This is a genomic window from uncultured Vagococcus sp., assembly GCF_963518325.1.
Lineage (GTDB): Bacteria > Bacillota > Bacilli > Lactobacillales > Vagococcaceae > Vagococcus_D.
The window spans coordinates 1-18,305 of the sequence record NZ_CAUQJB010000053.1; the positions used below are offsets into that span (position 1 = coordinate 1).

Here is an 18,305-nt window from a genome sequence, read left to right on the forward strand (position 1 = left end):
TGATTTAAAAAAGAAAGAATTGAAACGGTCTAATCTTTAACTGATGAAACAGAGACGAAAATAAATATATATTATAATGATGAGTCAATCTCTTGATAAAAAGGAGATTGGCTTATTTTTGTGTCTGAAAATTTAGGAGGAGATTATCATGAATAAAAAATCAGCAAAGCGTATCGACATCGAGAGTGTTAAATTAGTCAAAGAAGCATCGGTCCTATATCAACCAAGAAAGGTGTCTATATCAGGTGATTTATTTGAGTTGATTCGTTAATTCATCGGAGAAAGAGACAGGGAGTCTTTAGTTGTGATTGGGGTGAGCGCCAAATGGTAAAAGCAGTAGGTAGGTCAGGTAATGAGAGTAAGGAAACAAAAAAATCTAAAGTGAAAAAATCAGGTAAAACAGAGTTGAAATCTGCGAAATCATCTATCAAAACTGCTACAAGTGGTTTAGGTGAATCTGTTAAAGGTCAGTTTGGAGATAAGGTTGTTGAAGTACTTGATAATCAGACAAAATTATTAGATGATTTTTAACATAGAGTCTCTAAGATAATACCTCGTCAGTTAAAATATCAGACGAGATAGCGTTAGAAGTAGCTCGAAAGCACTAAGAATAAATAGAGATAAATTCCAATAATACTAGCGAAAAATTCCCCTAGCATTTTCTTGGTGGGGTACTTCCATTTGTGTTATTTCTTTATTCCAAATACATCGGTGTGGGATGATGATCAGTAGTGGGATTATCGGGGCAGGGAAGCTGATTCCTCCGATTATTACTTCCATTTATCAAACCCTTAAACCTGTTCCGCCAATCAGAGCGCTAGCGATGCATCAGGTATGCTAGTTTTATTAGCTGGGGGTATCATAACCTTAGTGTTTGTCACCATGGGGTGGAAAACCATCGAACACAATATTATCCTGCTCTTATTTGCGACTTTCGTTGTGATAGTGATTGCCGTTGTCGGCGTGGTTGTAGTAGTTGGTGTGATTAGCTTATTGGTTTTGAGCCTATCTGGATAGGCGTTTTTTTTATCTTTAGGCCGTCAATCAAAAAAATACCTGAAATCCATAATAATTCCTCCGAAACGAGAACTATTTCTCATCACCAACCGTTATTAACCAGTCATTCACTGAAGACTAATAACTAAAGTTAGTTAAGGTTAAGAGGTAATGTGAAAAACTTAATAAAGTATGAGGCTAAGTAAGAATTTTATCAGAAAGACCTGCAATAAGTTGTAAACGTTTTCAATAAGCGTTAGCATGGTGTAGGAAGGATTAATTATCGGTCAGAGAATCATGTGATGTAGGCTACGGATGATTGATCTAGTTAAGACACAAAGGAGGCAATTGAACCAGTTGAGATCAGGCTCAGTGAAACACTAAATAATCAGAAAGAAGGAACGATGAATGACTAAAATTGATTGGCAAAAAGAAGTAGACAAACGAAAAGAACAATTGATGGATGATTTAAAGACCTTAATTAGAATTGATAGTGTGAGAGATCTAGAACATCAGACAGAGGCATTCCCTCTAGGACCGGGACCCGCTGAAGCCTTAAGTAAATTTTTGGAAATCGGCGAGCGAGACGGCTTTGTTACGAAAAATATTGAAAATGTAGCCGGGCATATTGAATATGGTGAAGGAGAAGATGTTCTCGGTGTGCTGGCCCATGTGGATGTGGTGCCAACTGGCGATGGCTGGGAGACAGATCCTTTTGACCCAGTGATCAAAGACGGAAAACTCTATGCTCGTGGGTCCAGTGATGATAAAGGCCCAGCCATAGCGGCTTACTACGCCTTAAAAATTATTAAAGAATTGGAGTTGCCAGTCTCCAAGAAAGTCCGCTACATTATTGGAACAGATGAAGAAAGTGGCTGGTATTGCATGGAGCGTTATCAGGCCAATGAAACCATGCCGAACTTTGGCTTTTCACCAGATGCCCACTTCCCGATTATTAACGGTGAAAAAGGCATCGCGTCATTTGTGGTGACCTTTGAACCGATAAATACAGCAGGCGCGATTACCCTAAGGTCATTTCAATCAGGCCTTCGATCCAATATGGTCCCAGGTGACGGAACCGCGATTATTTCAGGTGACCCTAAAATTCTAGCAAAATTGAAACAAGATTTTGACTCTTATATAACAGAACATCACTTGGCAGGTCAGGTTGAAATCGAGGGTGACCAAGGAACCATTCATTTAATTGGAAAAGCCGCACATGCGCAAAATCCGGTAGCCGGTATAAATGCCGCCACCTACCTAGCCGATGCTCTGAAATCAGCTGACTTAGATGGAGCCGGTAAAGCGTATTTAACCGCTATTAGCACTTATTTGCATCAGGATCCACAAGGTAAACTAACAGACATTGCTCATACCGATGAGATTATGGGTGAATTAACATCTAGCCCTAACCTATTTGTTTACGATGAAAAGGGACCTAAGACCGTCACCATCAACGTTCGCTATCCAAAAGGAACAGACGCTGAAAAAATTGCCAAGGCCATAGCAGCGGCAATCCCGAATGTAACAGTCGCTCCGGAATCTGGCGTAAAGACGCCCCATTACGTCCCAGCAGATGATCCGTTAGTAGTCGCTCTATTAGGCGCCTACGAAGAACATACAGGCGAAAAAGGAAGGGAAAAAACCATCGGCGGTGGTACCTATGGACGCCTCTTCGAACGAGGTGTGGCCTTTGGCGCCTTATTCCCAGGTCGGGAAGATGTCATGCATCAAGCAAATGAATTTATGTACGTAGAAGATATTTATAAAGCTACTGTCATTTATGCTGATGCTATTTATCGACTTATTCACTAATTGTTTTCCAAGGGACGGAAATCTGCTAGTTAGACCACGGCAGTCATCGTCTCTCTTAGTCAATCATAGATGTCATATTCTTGAAAAATGACCGGGGTCTTGCTCATGAGGCTGATGCCCATGAGCGGGCCACTAGAATTTAAGGAGTTTACTGATGAAAAAATTATCTAAAGATGCATACGGTGGTGTTAAAGGAAAAGAGTATGTTCCTTATGTTAAAAATAATAAAGGCGCTAACGGCGGAACATTGATTATCATCTTCGGGATCTTATTATCGGCAATTTTCGCAGCCTCCACCGCCTATTCAGGCATGAAAGTAGGGTTGACAGTAGCAGCAGGAATTCCAGGCTCCATTATTGGATCAGGCTTGGTTTCTATGTTCATTAAATCAAAAAATATCTTAAGTAAAAACATCCTGTCAGGCATGTCTTCAGGAGGCGAATCGATTGCCAGTGGGATGATTTTTGTGTTGCCATCCATTATCTTAATCGGCGGCAAGATTAACTTCATCGAAGGGGTGGTAGTCGGTGTGACCGCCGTTCTCTTCAGTATTGGCGCCACGAGTTTGGTACAAAATTATTTATTAGTGGAAGAACATGGGGAGTTGATCTATCCAGAAGCCATGGCGATTTCCGAATCCTTAGTAGCCTCTGATGCAGGAGGAGACTCCCTGAAAAACATGGGAATCGGCTTTGGTATTAGCGGTATTTTAACCGCGCTGACAACCTCAGTCTTCGGTGTTATGAATAACGTTGTTAGTTACATCAGCCACGACTTTTATAAGAGTAAACTGGAAATAGAAGCCAATCCCATGCTCTCTGGAATTGGTTTTATTGTAGGACTGAAAGTGGCCATGACCATGTTTGCGGGCTCGTTGCTAACTAACTTTGCGTTGATTCCCTTAATTGGTTATTTCAGTGAGTTGGCCAATACCTCTGCCACCGTTTGGGACGCTTCTCAGCTACTAATCAATGAGATTAGCGTCAATGAAATTGCCAGTTCTTATGCCAAATACATTGGAGCCGGGATGATGATCAGTGGTGGGATAATCGGGGCGGTTAAGCTGATTCCGACGATTATTAATTCCATTTCTCAAACCCTTAAAGCACGTTCTGCCAATCAGGGCGCAAGCGATGCATCAGGTATTCTAGTCTTACTAGCAGGAGTTGTCATGACGTTTATCATGGGCTTTATCATTTCTAAAAACCTGCTGATCACGATTGTCGCGTCAATGTTATCCCTTATTTTAAGCCTCTTGTTTGCGATTGTGTCAGGACGATTAACGGGAACTATTGGCACGTCCAACTTGCCGGTTTCTGGCATGACGATCGCCTCTTTGGTAATCATGACCTTAGTATTTGTCACCATGGGGTGGAAAACTACCGAACACAATATTATCCTGCTCTTATTTGCCACATTCGTTGTGATAGTGATTGCCGTTGCCGGCTCATATATGCAAGCTCAAAAAGCCACCTTTATCATGGGTGGCAGCAGCAGTGAGATGCTTAAATACTTCCTGTTATCTGGTGTAGTTGGCGTGGTGGTAGTCGTTGGTGTGATTAGCTTACTGGCACCCCAAATTGCGATTACTGGAGAAAATGCGCCTTTTGCTGTCCCCCAAGCCAATTTGATGGCCACATTAACCAGTGGAATCATGCAAGGGAAATTGCCGTGGCTGATGATCATCGTCGGTATTGTCTTTGGGATTATCTTCTTTTTATTAGAGTTACCTGTTATGAGCATCGCCGTAGGGGCCTATTTGCCAATAGCCACCACATCGATTATTTTAATCGGCGCTCTAGTAAAAGTCTTTGTTGAAAAAATAAGTAAGGATGAGGCCATTCGGGAAGAGCGGATGACCAACGGAATTAGTTTGTCATCAGGATTAATCGCCGGTGGCTCAATCATTGGTTTAATCGGCATTATTCTTCACATCACAGGCGTCATTAAACCAGGAACCCCAAGAGGGATCTTCAGTGGCAACAGCGGCGCGTATATCATGCTAATTCTCTTAATCGCCTGTAGTCTTTTACCAATCCTTAAGACAAAAGGTAAATCAGGAGGGTCATCTGATGAAACACCAAGAGACTAACTCATATTTGGAAAGAGTCTACCGCCTTAACCCACAGATTGAGTATCAGATCAAGGAAGATCGTGTGCTGATTATCAAACCGCAAAACCACTGGATTCAGCAGTTATTCCGCAAACTATCAGTCCGGATTCCCGAAACAACGACGATTAAGTTAGATGACTATGGCAGTCAACTCTTTCAAGCCATAGATGGCAAGCTTACCATCGAGGAGTTGGGCCAGATCTTAGTAGGAAGTCATCAGGAGGCGGGAATTCACTTATACGAACGCTTGGAATTGTATTTGCATTATTTGGAAACAGAAGAAAAATGGATTGAACCAGTTTAATATGATACTAAGAGGGTGGCAGCCAGTGACTGTCCCCTCTTTGCTCCGTAATCAGAACGCTTAATACGAGGAGGCACAACACATGTCAAAAAATACGAAAAAAATGACCTTGATGGGATTAGTACTGATGATTTTCACCTCCGTTTTTGGGTTTGCCAATGCACCAGTCGCCTTTTATCGAATGGGGTACGCGGCTATTCCGTGGTATATCTTCGCCGCCATTGTCTTCTTTATCCCTTATGCCATGATGATGGCTGAGTATGGCGCAGCTTTCAAAACAGAACAAGGAGGAATTTACAGCTGGATGGAAAAATCAGTTGGCCCCCTTTATGCCTTTATTGGGACCTTTATGTGGTTCACCTCTTATGTTATTTGGATGGTAGGCATTTCTTCAAAAGTCTGGATTCCCTTTACAACCTTGATTTTTGGGGGTGATAAAACCCAATCTTTCAGTTTTCTAGGCTTAAATGGGACCCAAAGTTTAGGGCTCTTGGCCATGATTTGGATGATTGCCGTGACCTTTTTTGCCTCTCGTGGCATGGATAAAATAACTAAGGTGACATCTGTCGGAGGAATTGCTGTGACGGCTTTAAATGTGGTCCTTTTTGTCATTAGCATCATCGTCTGGATGGCCAACAAAGGCGTAATGGCCCAGCCTATTGAAGGCATCAAAAGCTTTATCGCCTCACCAAACGCAGAATTTGGTAATACCTTTTCAATTCTTGGGTTTGTTATTTTTGCCATTTTTGCTTATGGCGGTTTGGAAGCCGTAGGAGGTTTAGTCGATGAGACAGAACAACCAGAAAAGAACTTTCCAAAAGGTGTAATCGTGTCTGCCTTAATTATTTCAGTTGGGTACGCCCTCAGTTTGTTATTATGGGGCGTCACAACAAATTGGGCGTTAATTCTCTCTGGCGAGAACGTGAATTTGGGCAATATTACATACGTTATGATGAGCAATCTGGGAATTGAATTCGGTAAAGTCCTCGGTATGACCAGTGGTAGTGCCTTAGTTCTTGGTGAATGGTTCGCCAGAATCACCGGCCTGTCCATGTTTTTAGCTTATACGGGGGCATTTTTCACCTTGATATATTCCCCGTTAAAAACCCTAATTCAGGGAACACCAAAAGAAATTTGGCCGAAGAAGTTTACCAAGATGAACGATCAAGGCATGCCAGGTTACGCCATGTGGGTGCAAGCAGGGATGGTTCTAGTGATTGTCGCACTTATTTCTTTTGGTGGGAAAGGCGCCCAAGAATTTTATAATATCTTGACTTTGATGACCAATGTGGCCATGACCCTACCGTATCTCTTTTTAGCAGGTGCTTTTCCAGCATTTAAAAATAAAGCTGAACTGGACCATTCCTTTACCATCTTTAAAACCAAAACCAGTACCTATGTGGTAACGGCCATCGTCATGATTATTGTTGGTTTTGCCAATCTCTTTACCATCATTGAACCCTTGTTTAGAGACGAACCAAAGGCTTCAGATACACTTTGGATGATTGGTGGCCCATTGGTTTTTTCAGCCATCGCCTTCCTACTTTACAAAAATTATGAGCGAAAGAAACTCCCGTAATCAAACAAAACAAGCAAACAAGCAACTTGCCCAAGTTGCTTGTTTGCTGAGGATTAGTTTAAAAAAAGCTTTAATTTAGAGCGTCCTCCTTAAAATGCCAGAGATGACCCCATCTGCCGGTTCATAAAAAGTGATTAAAGTGATTTTTTTAGACAAAGAAGAGAGGTATTATGGTTTTTGACAAACGTTGTCCGTTAAGCCTGACTGTGGATTATGGCGTGAAAATAAGGTACACTATAACGAGAAGTTTTGAGAGGAAGAAGCCAATGCGTCTGGATAAATTATTAGAAGCCGCAGAAGTAGGCTCACGCAAACAAGTCAAACGACTGCTAATCAGTCGACATGTCAAAGTCGATGGTCAAGTTATTCAAATCGGTTCCTTTAACGTCGACCCAGCCTTGCAACAAGTCACCTTAAAAGACAAAATCTTGGAAGGGCCCGCTCATGTTTATTACATGTTAAATAAACCAAAAGGAGCCGTTAGTGCCGTCCGTGATCAGCGCCACCAGACCGTTGTTGAGTTAATCAGCCAGTCAGACAGACGCCACGGATTATTCCCAGTGGGACGTCTGGACCGAGACACGGAAGGACTGTTATTGCTGACAGACAATGGTAAATTAGCCCATCAATTATTGGGACCCTTAAAAGGAGTCATTAAGCAGTATGAAGCAGTGGTTAACGAAGGGGTCACCGAGGCAGATGTCCAAGCCTTTCAACGCGGTATCACCTTTCACGGCGGCGTGACTTGCCAACCAGCACGATTGGAAATCCTGTCAGCCAGTCAAGCTGAAAGTCGGGTGCTATTGAGCATTACCGAAGGGAAATTTCATCAAGTCAAAAAAATGTTTTTAGCCGTGGGGAAAAAAGTCATCTATTTGAAACGATTAACCATGGGCAGTTTGGTATTGGATGAGGCCTTAAGCCCAGGGGAGTACCGCCCATTAACCTCAGAGGAACTGACCCGTTTACAAGCCTATTTTAATGAGAGGAGTGAGGGAAATGATTGAAGGCATTAGTCATATGACCTTTATCGTAGCTGATTTAGATCAAGCCAGCTTGTTTTTCGAAGAGCTATTCGCTGCTGAACGGGTCTACGACAGTGGGAATAAGACCTATTCTTTGTCCAAAGAACGCTTCTTTTTAGTAGGAGACCTTTGGATAGCGATTATGGAAGGTGAGCCCTTACAAGAGCAGACCTACAACCACATTGCCTTTAAGGTGCCAAAGGAAGCCTTGCCTGGCTATGTAAAGAAGATCAAAGCCCTAGGATTAACCATCAAAGAACAACGAAGCCGAGTAAGCGGCGAAGGGGAGTCCCTCTATTTTTACGATTTCGATCATCACCTTTTCGAATTACACACGGGTACCTTGGCAGAACGTCTGGCACGCTATGGATGAGGAATAAAATAAATCATTATTTAAGTAATAAATGATTGAATACTAACCAAATATAGATTAGTATAGATAAAGGAAATCATATGACGAAAGAGGTATTAAGCAAAATGGAAATCGCACGGAAGCCAATAGTGATTGGCGTAACTGGTGGGTCTGGAAGTGGTAAAACAAGCGTCAGTAAAGCCATTTTAAACGAATTTAAAGACCACTCAATTTTATTATTTGAGCAAGACTCGTATTACAAGAACCAAGATGAGTTAAGTTTTGAAGAACGCTTAAACACAAATTACGATCATCCTTTTGCTTTTGACACAGATCTATTAATTCAACAATTAACAGATTTAATTAACTTTAAGGCCATTGATAAACCTGTCTATGACTATGAAGCCCATACTCGTAGTAAAGAGGTCGTTCATCAGGAACCAAAAGAAGTGATTATTATCGAGGGTATTCTCATTTTAGAAGACGAGCGGTTACGTGACCTGATGGACATTAAACTCTATGTGGATACGGAAGACGATATCCGTATTATCCGCCGAATTAAGCGAGATATGGAAGAGCGAGGACGGACATTGGATTCAGTTATTGAACAGTATCTAACCGTCGTTAAACCAATGTTCCATCAATTTATCGAACCAACTAAAAAATACGCCGACATCATCATTCCAGAAGGCGGCGAAAACCAAGTGGCCATCGATTTGATGACCACGAAAATTGCCAGTATTTTAGATATTAAATAAGACATAACACTTAGAATGAAGTAAATAGAAAAAAACCAAAGGCCTTTTAGATCAAGGGGCCTTGGTTTTTTATTTGAGTTATTAAATTCTTAATATAACGGTTAAATGAACTTTTTAACAAACAGATAGACAAAACATGGGAAATGTCTGTCTGTTTGCTACCAACAAATTATGGGGATACTAAGGTAGAGTGTTCGTTTGTAAGAGGTTGTATTGATAGCAAGTTAAGGATATCACAATGGAAAGTGTTCGTAAAGAGTGTCATTAAGTTTGAGTGTTTATTATAACTATGTATTTATGCTTATTTGTGGTCATATCGATGGTTGTGTCTATTAGAAATAACAACGACCTTAATGGGATATTTTTTTATTGGGTTATTAAATAAATAATATGACCGACTATGTGGTTGCTGAACAAATCCGGATATTCTTAACCGAAAATTCGGATTTTTTTCCCACTAGTATAGTAGATACTAATAAACTATGAAGGTTCATCCCTAATGGGAACTCTTATTTCAATCTATTTTAGGAACTAAATTTTTCTGTTTTGATATTTTATGAGTTTTTCAGCAGCCTCCCGATTATAGTTAACTTTTTTTAGGAAACAAGGGAGCAAACTCACTCAGTTGCCAAAGGAACGTTTGTTCGAGTATAATGAAGAGACAAGGAGGTGAGTCAATGGCAACGGAAATGCGATTCCCATTAAAGAAAGACACATCACGAAAAATCATTCATTTGGATATGGACGCCTTTTATGCCTCTGTGGAAGAACGCGATCATCCGGAATTAGTGGGAAAACCCTTGGTCATTGCTCGCCATCCACGAGACACTGGCGGTAAAGGCGTGGTTACCACCGCCAATTACGAAGCCCGCAAATTCGGCATTCATTCGGCTATGAGCGCCCAAAAAGCCTATGAACTTTGCCCAGAAGCCAACTTTGTACAAGGAAATATGGCCCACTATCAGGAAATCTCTGCTCAAATTCATGAGATTTTTCATCGCTATACCGATGTGATTGAACCAGTTGCCTCCGATGAAGCCTATTTGGATGTGACTGTAAATAAAATAGCAGGTAAAAGTGCCATTCGGATAGCTCGTATGATTCAATTAGACATATGGCGCGAATTACACCTCACCTGTTCAGCAGGGATAAGCTACAATAAATTTATTGCCAAACTAGCTTCAGATTTTCAAAAACCACGAGGCCTCACAGTTATTTTACCCGACGATGCGGAAGCTTTTTTACGTAGCTTGCCCATCGAAAAGTTCCACGGCGTCGGTAAAAAGACCGTCCCTCGAATGCATGAGTTAGGCATCTTTACCGGCGATGATTTGTACCAGCAAAACGAGATGAGTTTGATTCAAGAGTTTGGTAAAATGGGGTACTCCCTTTACCGTAAAGTTCGTGGCATTCATGATTCACCAGTAGAACCCAATCGAGTCCGGAAATCCATCGGTCGGGAAAACACCTTTGGCAGACCACTAATCAGTGAAGAACAAGTCATCAGTCAATTGCGAGAACTGGCGGACAGTGTGGCTCGATCCTTAAAAAAACACCAAAAACACGGCAAGACAGTGGCCCTCAAAGTCCGCAATACTGATTATGAAACCATTACGAGACGCAGAACCCTTCCAGAGTATGTCAATCAAGGCGAAGATATCTTTTTCCAAGCTAATCTAATTTGGGAAGAATTGGGGGAAATCGAACAAGGGATTCGACTCCTGGGAATTACCATTACTAATTTGGATCCCTTAACTTATGAAAATATTGTCTTACCATTATAGCAAGACCTGTTACAGCTTTAGTTTAAAGCGAGTGACAGGTCTTTTACCTTATCCTAAATTGAGTGATAAGTGACATAGAGTGATTCAAAAGTGTAGATCAACTATGTGCACGCCAGCAGTATATAACTAATTGCTATTAAGTGAAATAATCAAAAACAGTCTTCAGTAATGTTTATATCTCATATAATTACACATTATACATTCATCATAAATTATAATTTCATATTATAGTTAATCGATGATACACTATAAGAAAGAGAAATAAAATAACAGGAGAGTGATTTATGGAAGACTCATTAAAAAAAATAAAAGGCATTGGATTAGGCTTTCTTGCCTGCTTGCTGATTGGGATAGTATCACAAGTAATTGGCAATTTTTTCCCAAAAGTAGGGGCGTCATTATTTGCCATTCTTTTGGGAATTATACTAGGGAATACTCTTTTAAATAGAGACAGTTTGGCATTAGGTGTGAAATTTTCAGAAAGCCGCTTGCTTGAATATTCCATTGCGTTGACCGGATTAACATTAAATTTGACCGACGTAGCAAGTGTTGGCGTTAAAGGCGTGTTATTTATTGTTTGTCAGATGTTTTTAACCATTTTGGTGGCCTATCAATTTGGGAAATTATTTGGTTTCAACCGCCGTTTCTCCTTATTGATGAGTGCAGGTAATGCAGTCTGCGGCTCATCGGCCATTGGAACAGTTAGCCCGATCATTGGGGCAGATGAGAAAGACAAAGGGATTTCCATTACCATCGTTAATTTAACTGGGACAATCTTGATGGTTGTCTTGCCATTTTTAACCAGTATCCTTTATCATCAGGAAGTAATGCCAACCAGTGCGATGATCGGCGGAACACTGCAATCAGTCGGCCAAGTGATCGCATCAGGAAAAATTGTCGGGGAAGAAGTCACCCAATATGCGACGATTTTTAAAATTATCCGAATTATCTTAATTGTGGCAGTCGCCATCTCCTTTTCACGGATGAATACATCTGATAAAGGATCGCTCTTTAAACCGACGAAGGATGCCAAAACAAAATCAAAAATCAGCGTGCCTTGGTTTATTACCGCCTTCTTTGCCTTATGTTTAATCGTCACATTTGTTAATTTACCTCCAGTTATTTCAACAACAGCTAAAACCATTAGTGGTCAGTTTGAAATTATCGCCTTAGCAGGGATTGGCATGCGAGTTAAATTTGCCGATTTGATTAAAGAAGGACCAAAAGCAATGGCTTTGGGTGGTGCTATAGGTATTTCTCAAGTCATCATAGCGATTGTCTTAATCTTTTTATTGATTAATCGTTAAAAGTAAAAACGATGTAGGTGCTACTGTCATAAGTAGTGCTTTTTTTGCAATACTTGGCAAGACCTCTGGTATAATGATAAAAAACGAAGGACGTGTTATAGGTGGTAAAAACAAGAAAATTAGCTCTTCTGTTATAGACAATTGATGAAAAAACAGGAGGGCGTTACAATGACTTATCAAGTAATTGAATTAGAGAAGTGGAAAAGAAAGGAGCATTTTGAGCATTATGTAAATACCGTCCCTTGTACCTACAGTGTGACAGTTGAACTGGATGTTACGAGAGTGGTGGCGGCGAGCAAAAAGGCTCAGATAAAATTTTACCCACTGATGATTTTTGCCTTAGCTAAGGCTGTTAATCAGAGTGAAGAATTTCGCATGGGGATGGTTGATAAACAATTGGTTATTTGGGACGAGCTTCATCCAAGTTATACAATTTTTCACCAAAAACAGGAAACATTTTCGGCAATTTGGACGGAGTATCGAGAAGATTGGCAAGACTTTAACCAACAGTATCAAAATGATGAGATAGCCTACGGTGAGTGCCAGACACTGTTTGCCAAGCCACTATTACCAGACAACCATTTTAATGTCTCAAGTTTTCCTTGGTTTAGTTTTACTGGTTTTAACTTAAACTTACCGGAAATCGGTGATTACTTGGCCCCAAGCTTTACCATGGGTAAATATCAACTGGATAATCATCGGCGAGTGATGCCGTTGTCGATACAAGTGCATCATGCAGTCTGTGATGGCTATCATGTTGCCCAGTTTTTAGAACGCTTGGAGAAGTGCATAGCAGAACTGGCTGATCAGTTAACTAATTAGAATAGGCGTATCTTAAGAGGTCAATGACAATCAAGGTAGTATCTAAGTTGCACGGGAACGGTAGTTTATTGATAGGTTGTTAATCGTCAAAAATAGTCAAGAGTCAGACCTAACTAAATAATCATGACTCTCACAGACGGCGAAGGTTGACTGTGAGAGTTTTTTTCTAAATAGAGACAGGCACGTTTTATAGTTTAAAGTGATTGGTGGCGAAAGATATCAAAGAATAACCTCGAAAAATAAGTCTTACTAGTTCGTTGAAAAAAATCATGTCTAAATGTAGCTGTAAATAAGGCGTCGTAAGGGGGAGGCTGATGAAGATGCCGGTTTGCTCAACAGAACCTTGCTAGTTATCAAGATGACAAGAAGATACAAGGAAGACTAATCGGTTACTTATTGGAAATTTAATTCTCTCAATTGTTTGGCTCTTTTGGAAACAATAGGGGGAAAATCAACAATCTAATTGAAAAATAGGTGACCAAATTCTAAGTGAAATTATTGAATCATACGCCAATTAGATGTACATGATGTGTATAGAAAGAAGCGAGAGGCATGACATATAAGACAAGATTAACTGTTAATTTAGATGAGGAACTAAAGAGAAGAACGACAGAAACATGAGAAGGGTTAGGGTTAGATTCCATTACAGCGATTACGATGTATTTTAAGCAAATACTAAAATCATTCGCAAAAATAGAACAGAATGTACTTCCAAACACCCATCCCATGGAAAATTATCAGATTGTCAAAAAGTGAAACATCGACGTTTAGGAAGGCGAGTTATTTTTAGAGAATGTGATGGAACTTTGGAAATTATCCTTGTAAGCAAAAGAGAAGACCAAGACGTCTATAAAATTGCAGAGAACAGACTAGGATGTTAACTATCAGTCTACCTACTAAAAGTAAATTTAATGTAATCTATTAAACAGAAGAGCAGAGGCTAGGTATTTATAAGGTGAATAAACCTTAATAAGGAGGATAAGAAAGAATGTGGATAATAGGCAATTAAGCAATTGCAGGCACTTAAAATGTAACAATGTACTATGTCCAGCAACCATAAAAGAACCCTTCTAATGATAACCATCATTCAGAAGAGTCCTTATTGTTGTTATTTAATAAAAAAAGACTTGACACCGCTTTCGCAAGATTATACAATATGGGCGTTAAGATAAACCCACAATTACATAAATCCATTGGCTACTGCACTCGAGATTGGCGTCTCAAATGCAGTATGAAACCTTGAACAATCAGCACTAACTGACTAATCAAGCGCCAATAGTGTAGCGCCTAAGCGCTAACATCTTTATTATACTCAATTTGAACGGATTTTTCTAGCTGTTTTTTGAGTTTCCTAAAGAAGGAGGAGTCTCTCCGTTGTTAAGCTTGGCCAAATGAGGCTATTTTCCCTTATAACTATTGAAGCAGTATTAGACACGACGTCTGATATTGCTTTTTTTCGTTTAAATGGATCAATCTGAATTTGGGTCAATCAAAGCTGACGAGCGTTGATTGAGCGCTGGGTTTATCTTAATAATGCAAACGCCGAGGTACTACTCATCAAGACCACGTCTGCGGTTATGGCTATAGTGATGGACGGTGATACCTCAACAAGAAATGAGCTTTATCCAGACAAGTCGGTTGAAAATAGGTTAACGAAACATCAAGGGAAGTCTTTTGAGTTGGGGAACTTCACAAGGAACATCAAGCTTCTCCTTGAGGTTTCAACAATGGTATTTTACCCCACCCAACACGGACCAAGCGAAGTTTCAATCAGAATGTCAGGGAGTGGCCACTCCCCAATATGGGGAAAGCAAGGTAGAGCGAGTTTACGTAGAGGTAAATGGTTTTAGAAGTACAGTTAAAGAGTCGTTGGCACACGAATCGTGCTAACGGCTCTTTTTCTGAAAAATTTTGAATTAATTAAGGCGATTTGAGAGGGATCGCCACTGACCACCAAATGCTCAGCTTCCCAATTATATGTATGGTTGTATTGTTTTGCTTTGCCTATTTATAAGCTGTAGCAACAGATAGATTGCAATCGTATCTCATGGAAAAAGAATAGCCATTGAACAAGCTATTTTGATAGTTAGTGAGATTGCCTATTTTATTAAAGGGAGAAAGAAATAACAACAATTTTTTCTTGAATGAAATTAACTAGTTCTTTCCATATAGCAATATCTGTGACGTGTTCCAAATAAAAGAAAACGATGTAAGCTTGATCGAGTTCGTAACAATCGGAGATAATGAGATCTGCTTCTTGAGGATTATCAATGAATTTCAGTTTATCTGGATTGAAGATGATCCCCTCAAGCATTGATAGAAAAGTGAATTTCTTTTTGGGCTCTCCCTAAAAGAATTACAAAAGTATTCAGAAAAATGTGACAATACTAAAGGAAAAATAATTATTGATATATCCAAATGTTGCCTATCAAATTAAAAAGGGCTTAGAAAAGACCAGTCAGTTAATTTTTGTATTAGAGTAATATGATATGGGCTTCTTGGAAAAAAATTGCGACAGCCCCTTTTCATTTATGAAATTTTGTTATCAGCCGATGGAGAGCTATGAGCAGATGAAAAAGAAGAATCGAGAGTGACAATAACAAGTGATTTGGAGGACAGTATTACAAAAATGACCACGATTGCCAATCCATTAGGAGTACTATGAGGAATAATCCCTCTCTAGATATTTGGTGTTGGAGTGATTGTAACTCTTTGCTGTTTTGTGAAAGGCTTCTAAAAGAAACGTTTTTCGTCCTGAAAATCGACCTAATTTTAGAGGCGAGTGTTTATAGCATCATGATGAAGGGTTAAAAAAGGTGTGATAGTCGTACGTGTATCGCTTAACTAATACAAGTAGTTTACGAACGTGTGTTCGTTGTTGTATAATCAATCTAACAATAATGAAAAGAGGAAAAAAATGGCAAAATTATATCCTTATCTAACCTATAATAATTCAAAAGAAGCATTGGCGTATTATGAGCGTGTCTTTGGTGCCACCAATATATTACGCGTGACACCTCAAGCAGAACAGGCAGAGGAATTTAAGGTGGCAGTCGATGAATTGGATAATACGACTATCCATGCTAAGTTTAGTATATTAGGAACAGATTTGTTTTGTTCAGACTGTTTTGGCTATGAAATGACATCAGGGAACCAGATATCCATTATGTTGGACGTTAACAGCGAAGATCCAGAAGCAGTCATCGAAGCAGAAGCCTTCTATCAAAAGATTGTTGAGTCTAAAACAGTGACGATTACCATGCCTTATGACTCCCAGTTTTGGGGTGGTAAGATGGGGTCGTTTACAGACCCGTATGGCATTGCGTGGATGCTACATTCGCAACCCTATTCTCAAGTCCAAAATTAGTCTCATGCTAAAAGTCAGTAGCTGCTAAGCCAGTGCTGACTTTTTTAGTTTAATCCACTGTCAGAACTAAAAGAAAGGATATGATAATGACACATAAAAAAGTTTGGCGGTACCAAATGTTGCTTATTATGCGGGATGAGCAATGGGAGAGAAACCCTCAGAAAGTGGCAGAAGTACGACGATTAGCCAGATTGCTTGAACAAATTTGGGTACCTAATCAACGCTTGGAAGACTTAAAACTAGAAGATTATGAAAGCTGGTTATCTAGCGGCTACCCAAAGCTGGATATTGCCAGACTACATGATGTCTCACTAGCAACATTAGGTCGTTATATCAAAAAACTACGTGAACAACAGACTATCAGTTAGGTTCGAAAAATAGCAGTTAAATAGGTCGAAGGGTGTTTATTAATAGTGAAACGAAGGAATACCTCTAACCCCATCGGTCATCTGTCCGTATCCCTGTGGTAACGCAATTCCAAGAAAACATCTAAGTCACTAACCTACTAGCAATCATAAAAAGAGAGGACTGGTAGGGTTAGTGTTGACAGTTCTTTAAGACAGTCCATACTGAGCCCCTTTGCTTGGTAAATTTGTTCTAAGGTGATTCCATTAAGTGCCCTAATATTTTTTCGAAAAGAGAAATTTATTTTTTTTTAGGTCATGTTGATTCATTGAAAAAAGCATGCTAAAATGTAGCTGTAAATCGTCCCATGGTAGCTTTAGAAAACTGTCTATTGTTTAGTAATCCTAAAAATGAACGGGCGTTGATCAGTTTGATTAATGCTACTTTAGGATTAGAAGTTGAAAAGCAACAGTGATAGATGGCAAGACGATTCGGTCACGTGAAAAAAGAAGTGTCACGGAAAAGCAAACGATTCTATATGTTAGGGAAGTCGATGTGTTGGCAGTATTGGCGGATCAGACTAAAGTAATTATTGAATTTCAAATGGTACGCCAACAGTTTTTCGAAAAACGGGTTTTATTGTATGCGATGAATCGATTTTCTCAGCAACTTGAATTTTTAACAAAGGATGAGTCGAGTTCTTTGGATACGATTTATCCAGTTTACATTGTGAGTATTTTGGCTCACATTTATTTTCAAGAGGGAAGCAGTTTAGTGTCAACCTTTAGGATACTGGAAGAAAATCGCCTAGTGCCACTTTTAGATGAAAAGAAGCGAGAAATGTTAAAGTTAGTGTTTGATGAGCTACCTAAATATACCGATGGAGATGAGGGGATTAGCTCATTGTTAAGTGATTGGTGCCGGTATTTTACTAATCAAAAGTTAGCGGAAGATGCTAATGAAGATGTGCGGTTTGCTCAACAGGTACTAGCAGGTTATAAAGAGGATAAGGAGGTGCAAGCGATGATTGAGAATGCCAGATTAAGAGAAATAGCCACTCGCAATGAAGGAAGGTATGAAGGGCGAGCAGAAGAGCAAGAACGTATAGCAATCAATTTGCTGAAAGCAGGAATGTCACTTGAACGAGTAGAAAAAATAACCGGACTGGGCCAGCCAAGGTTGCTTGAGTTAAGTCGGGAAATAGAAGTTTAGAATGTGACTGAGGGTAATGTGTTCAGTAAATTTTAATAAGCAATCAATTATTATCCAGTTAGTGAATACCCTGAGTATGTTATGAAATGATAACGGTTACTGCGTCGTTCATGTAGGACTAATGAGATCAACCATTTGTTATGTTCGTGATGCAGAAAAAGCAAAGGAAATAGGGGGGAATATTGTCGTCATTGAGTCTGAAAAGTTAATGCCTCATTTATAATTACCAGTCAAATAAGCATCCACCCACATTAGACTGATGATTATTTGAAGTCTACAAGGCTAGAGTGGTGTTAGTGCCTTGATTCGTTGAGGAGGAAGACTTGTTTCTTCTGAAATTTATTCAACAGAATAGTGTATTTCTTATCCTTTTTTATATCCCTCTTGAATTAGTGTATGCACCCTCATATATGTTCCTCTATTTCCATAACCTTATAAGCAAACACCCACGAGCAATCTTGCAGATGAGAGTGCTCGTGGGTTTAGTGTCTACAGCTCTTTAATACGGTCGATACTGAGCCCCGTT

General features: G+C 39.8%; 16 protein-coding genes. All 16 read left to right on the forward strand.

Features of this window, described 5'->3' with window-relative positions:
- The first annotated feature begins 148 nt into the window (after positions 1 to 148).
- The 16 genes from RWN13_RS22755 to RWN13_RS22830 all read left to right on the forward strand — a co-directional run bounded on the left by RWN13_RS22755 (position 149) and on the right by RWN13_RS22830 (position 17,779).
- The gene (locus RWN13_RS22755) at positions 149 to 271 is read left to right on the forward strand and encodes a hypothetical protein (RefSeq protein WP_314068373.1); all 123 of its coding nucleotides are present in this window, start codon (positions 149 to 151) and stop codon (positions 269 to 271) included.
- A gap of 53 nt (positions 272 to 324) precedes the next feature.
- Entirely contained in the window at positions 325 to 531 is a 207-nt protein-coding gene (locus RWN13_RS22760; protein WP_314068376.1) for a hypothetical protein, read from the forward strand.
- 303 nt (positions 532 to 834) lie between these two features.
- The gene (locus tag RWN13_RS22765; protein ID WP_314068378.1) at positions 835 to 1,017 is read left to right on the forward strand and encodes a hypothetical protein; all 183 of its coding nucleotides are present in this window, start codon (positions 835 to 837) and stop codon (positions 1,015 to 1,017) included.
- Between the two features lie 387 nt (positions 1,018 to 1,404).
- Positions 1,405 to 2,811: a dipeptidase PepV gene (gene pepV, locus RWN13_RS22770; RefSeq protein WP_314068379.1), complete on the forward strand. Its 1,407-nt coding sequence runs from the start codon at positions 1,405 to 1,407 to the stop codon at positions 2,809 to 2,811.
- Positions 2,812 to 2,965: 154 nt separating this feature from the next.
- Positions 2,966 to 4,903, forward strand: coding sequence for an OPT family oligopeptide transporter (locus tag RWN13_RS22775; protein ID WP_314068381.1), 1,938 nt, complete (start codon positions 2,966 to 2,968; stop codon positions 4,901 to 4,903).
- Positions 4,884 to 5,228: a PqqD family peptide modification chaperone gene (locus RWN13_RS22780; protein ID WP_314068383.1), complete on the forward strand. Its 345-nt coding sequence runs from the start codon at positions 4,884 to 4,886 to the stop codon at positions 5,226 to 5,228. Before RWN13_RS22775 ends, RWN13_RS22780 begins: the two co-directional genes overlap by 20 nt.
- An 82-nt stretch (positions 5,229 to 5,310) precedes the next feature.
- Positions 5,311 to 6,807, forward strand: a complete 1,497-nt coding sequence (gene yjeM / locus RWN13_RS22785; protein ID WP_314068385.1) for a glutamate/gamma-aminobutyrate family transporter YjeM — start codon at positions 5,311 to 5,313, stop codon at positions 6,805 to 6,807.
- Positions 6,808 to 7,073: 266 nt separating this feature from the next.
- Positions 7,074 to 7,814 (forward strand): 16S rRNA pseudouridine(516) synthase, encoded by a 741-nt coding sequence (locus tag RWN13_RS22790; RefSeq protein WP_314068387.1) that lies wholly within the window; start codon positions 7,074 to 7,076, stop codon positions 7,812 to 7,814.
- Complete coding sequence (gene fosX / locus RWN13_RS22795; protein ID WP_314068389.1) at positions 7,807 to 8,205, forward strand: FosX/FosE/FosI family fosfomycin resistance hydrolase; 399 nt, start codon at positions 7,807 to 7,809, stop codon at positions 8,203 to 8,205. The genes RWN13_RS22790 and fosX overlap by 8 nt, the downstream gene beginning before the upstream one ends.
- 104 nt (positions 8,206 to 8,309) lie before the next feature.
- On the forward strand, positions 8,310 to 8,942 hold the full coding sequence (gene udk / locus RWN13_RS22800) for a uridine kinase (RefSeq protein WP_314068391.1): 633 nt from the start codon (positions 8,310 to 8,312) through the stop codon (positions 8,940 to 8,942).
- A 677-nt stretch (positions 8,943 to 9,619) separates the two neighbouring features.
- Positions 9,620 to 10,726: a DNA polymerase IV gene (gene dinB, locus RWN13_RS22805; protein WP_314068393.1), complete on the forward strand. Its 1,107-nt coding sequence runs from the start codon at positions 9,620 to 9,622 to the stop codon at positions 10,724 to 10,726.
- Between the two features lie 284 nt (positions 10,727 to 11,010).
- On the forward strand, positions 11,011 to 12,033 hold the full coding sequence (locus RWN13_RS22810; protein WP_314068395.1) for a putative sulfate exporter family transporter: 1,023 nt from the start codon (positions 11,011 to 11,013) through the stop codon (positions 12,031 to 12,033).
- A gap of 168 nt (positions 12,034 to 12,201) precedes the next feature.
- The gene (catA, locus tag RWN13_RS22815; RefSeq protein ID WP_314068397.1) at positions 12,202 to 12,855 is read left to right on the forward strand and encodes a type A chloramphenicol O-acetyltransferase; all 654 of its coding nucleotides are present in this window, start codon (positions 12,202 to 12,204) and stop codon (positions 12,853 to 12,855) included.
- A gap of 2,917 nt (positions 12,856 to 15,772) precedes the next feature.
- Positions 15,773 to 16,222, forward strand: a complete 450-nt coding sequence (locus RWN13_RS22820) for a glyoxalase/bleomycin resistance/extradiol dioxygenase family protein (RefSeq protein ID WP_314068399.1) — start codon at positions 15,773 to 15,775, stop codon at positions 16,220 to 16,222.
- Positions 16,223 to 16,308: 86 nt separating this feature from the next.
- Entirely contained in the window at positions 16,309 to 16,590 is a 282-nt protein-coding gene (locus RWN13_RS22825; RefSeq protein ID WP_314068401.1) for a hypothetical protein, read from the forward strand.
- A gap of 448 nt (positions 16,591 to 17,038) precedes the next feature.
- Complete coding sequence (locus tag RWN13_RS22830) at positions 17,039 to 17,779, forward strand: PD-(D/E)XK nuclease family transposase (RefSeq protein ID WP_314068404.1); 741 nt, start codon at positions 17,039 to 17,041, stop codon at positions 17,777 to 17,779.
- The last annotated feature ends 526 nt before the right edge of the window (positions 17,780 to 18,305 follow it).

What these genes read in the sequence shown, in the direction of transcription:
- RWN13_RS22755 (WP_314068373.1), top strand. Translation starts at nt 149, where the DNA reads ATGAATAAAAAATCAGCAAAGCGTATCGACATCGAGAGTGTTAAATTA.
- RWN13_RS22760 (WP_314068376.1), top strand. Translation starts at nt 325, where the DNA reads ATGGTAAAAGCAGTAGGTAGGTCAGGTAATGAGAGTAAGGAAACAAAA.
- RWN13_RS22765 (WP_314068378.1), top strand. Translation starts at nt 835, where the DNA reads ATGCTAGTTTTATTAGCTGGGGGTATCATAACCTTAGTGTTTGTCACC.
- pepV (WP_314068379.1), top strand. Translation starts at nt 1,405, where the DNA reads ATGACTAAAATTGATTGGCAAAAAGAAGTAGACAAACGAAAAGAACAA.
- RWN13_RS22775 (WP_314068381.1), top strand. Translation starts at nt 2,966, where the DNA reads ATGAAAAAATTATCTAAAGATGCATACGGTGGTGTTAAAGGAAAAGAG.
- RWN13_RS22780 (WP_314068383.1), top strand. Translation starts at nt 4,884, where the DNA reads ATGAAACACCAAGAGACTAACTCATATTTGGAAAGAGTCTACCGCCTT.
- yjeM (WP_314068385.1), top strand. Translation starts at nt 5,311, where the DNA reads ATGTCAAAAAATACGAAAAAAATGACCTTGATGGGATTAGTACTGATG.
- RWN13_RS22790 (WP_314068387.1), top strand. Translation starts at nt 7,074, where the DNA reads ATGCGTCTGGATAAATTATTAGAAGCCGCAGAAGTAGGCTCACGCAAA.
- fosX (WP_314068389.1), top strand. Translation starts at nt 7,807, where the DNA reads ATGATTGAAGGCATTAGTCATATGACCTTTATCGTAGCTGATTTAGAT.
- udk (WP_314068391.1), top strand. Translation starts at nt 8,310, where the DNA reads ATGGAAATCGCACGGAAGCCAATAGTGATTGGCGTAACTGGTGGGTCT.
- dinB (WP_314068393.1), top strand. Translation starts at nt 9,620, where the DNA reads ATGGCAACGGAAATGCGATTCCCATTAAAGAAAGACACATCACGAAAA.
- RWN13_RS22810 (WP_314068395.1), top strand. Translation starts at nt 11,011, where the DNA reads ATGGAAGACTCATTAAAAAAAATAAAAGGCATTGGATTAGGCTTTCTT.
- catA (WP_314068397.1), top strand. Translation starts at nt 12,202, where the DNA reads ATGACTTATCAAGTAATTGAATTAGAGAAGTGGAAAAGAAAGGAGCAT.
- RWN13_RS22820 (WP_314068399.1), top strand. Translation starts at nt 15,773, where the DNA reads ATGGCAAAATTATATCCTTATCTAACCTATAATAATTCAAAAGAAGCA.
- RWN13_RS22825 (WP_314068401.1), top strand. Translation starts at nt 16,309, where the DNA reads ATGACACATAAAAAAGTTTGGCGGTACCAAATGTTGCTTATTATGCGG.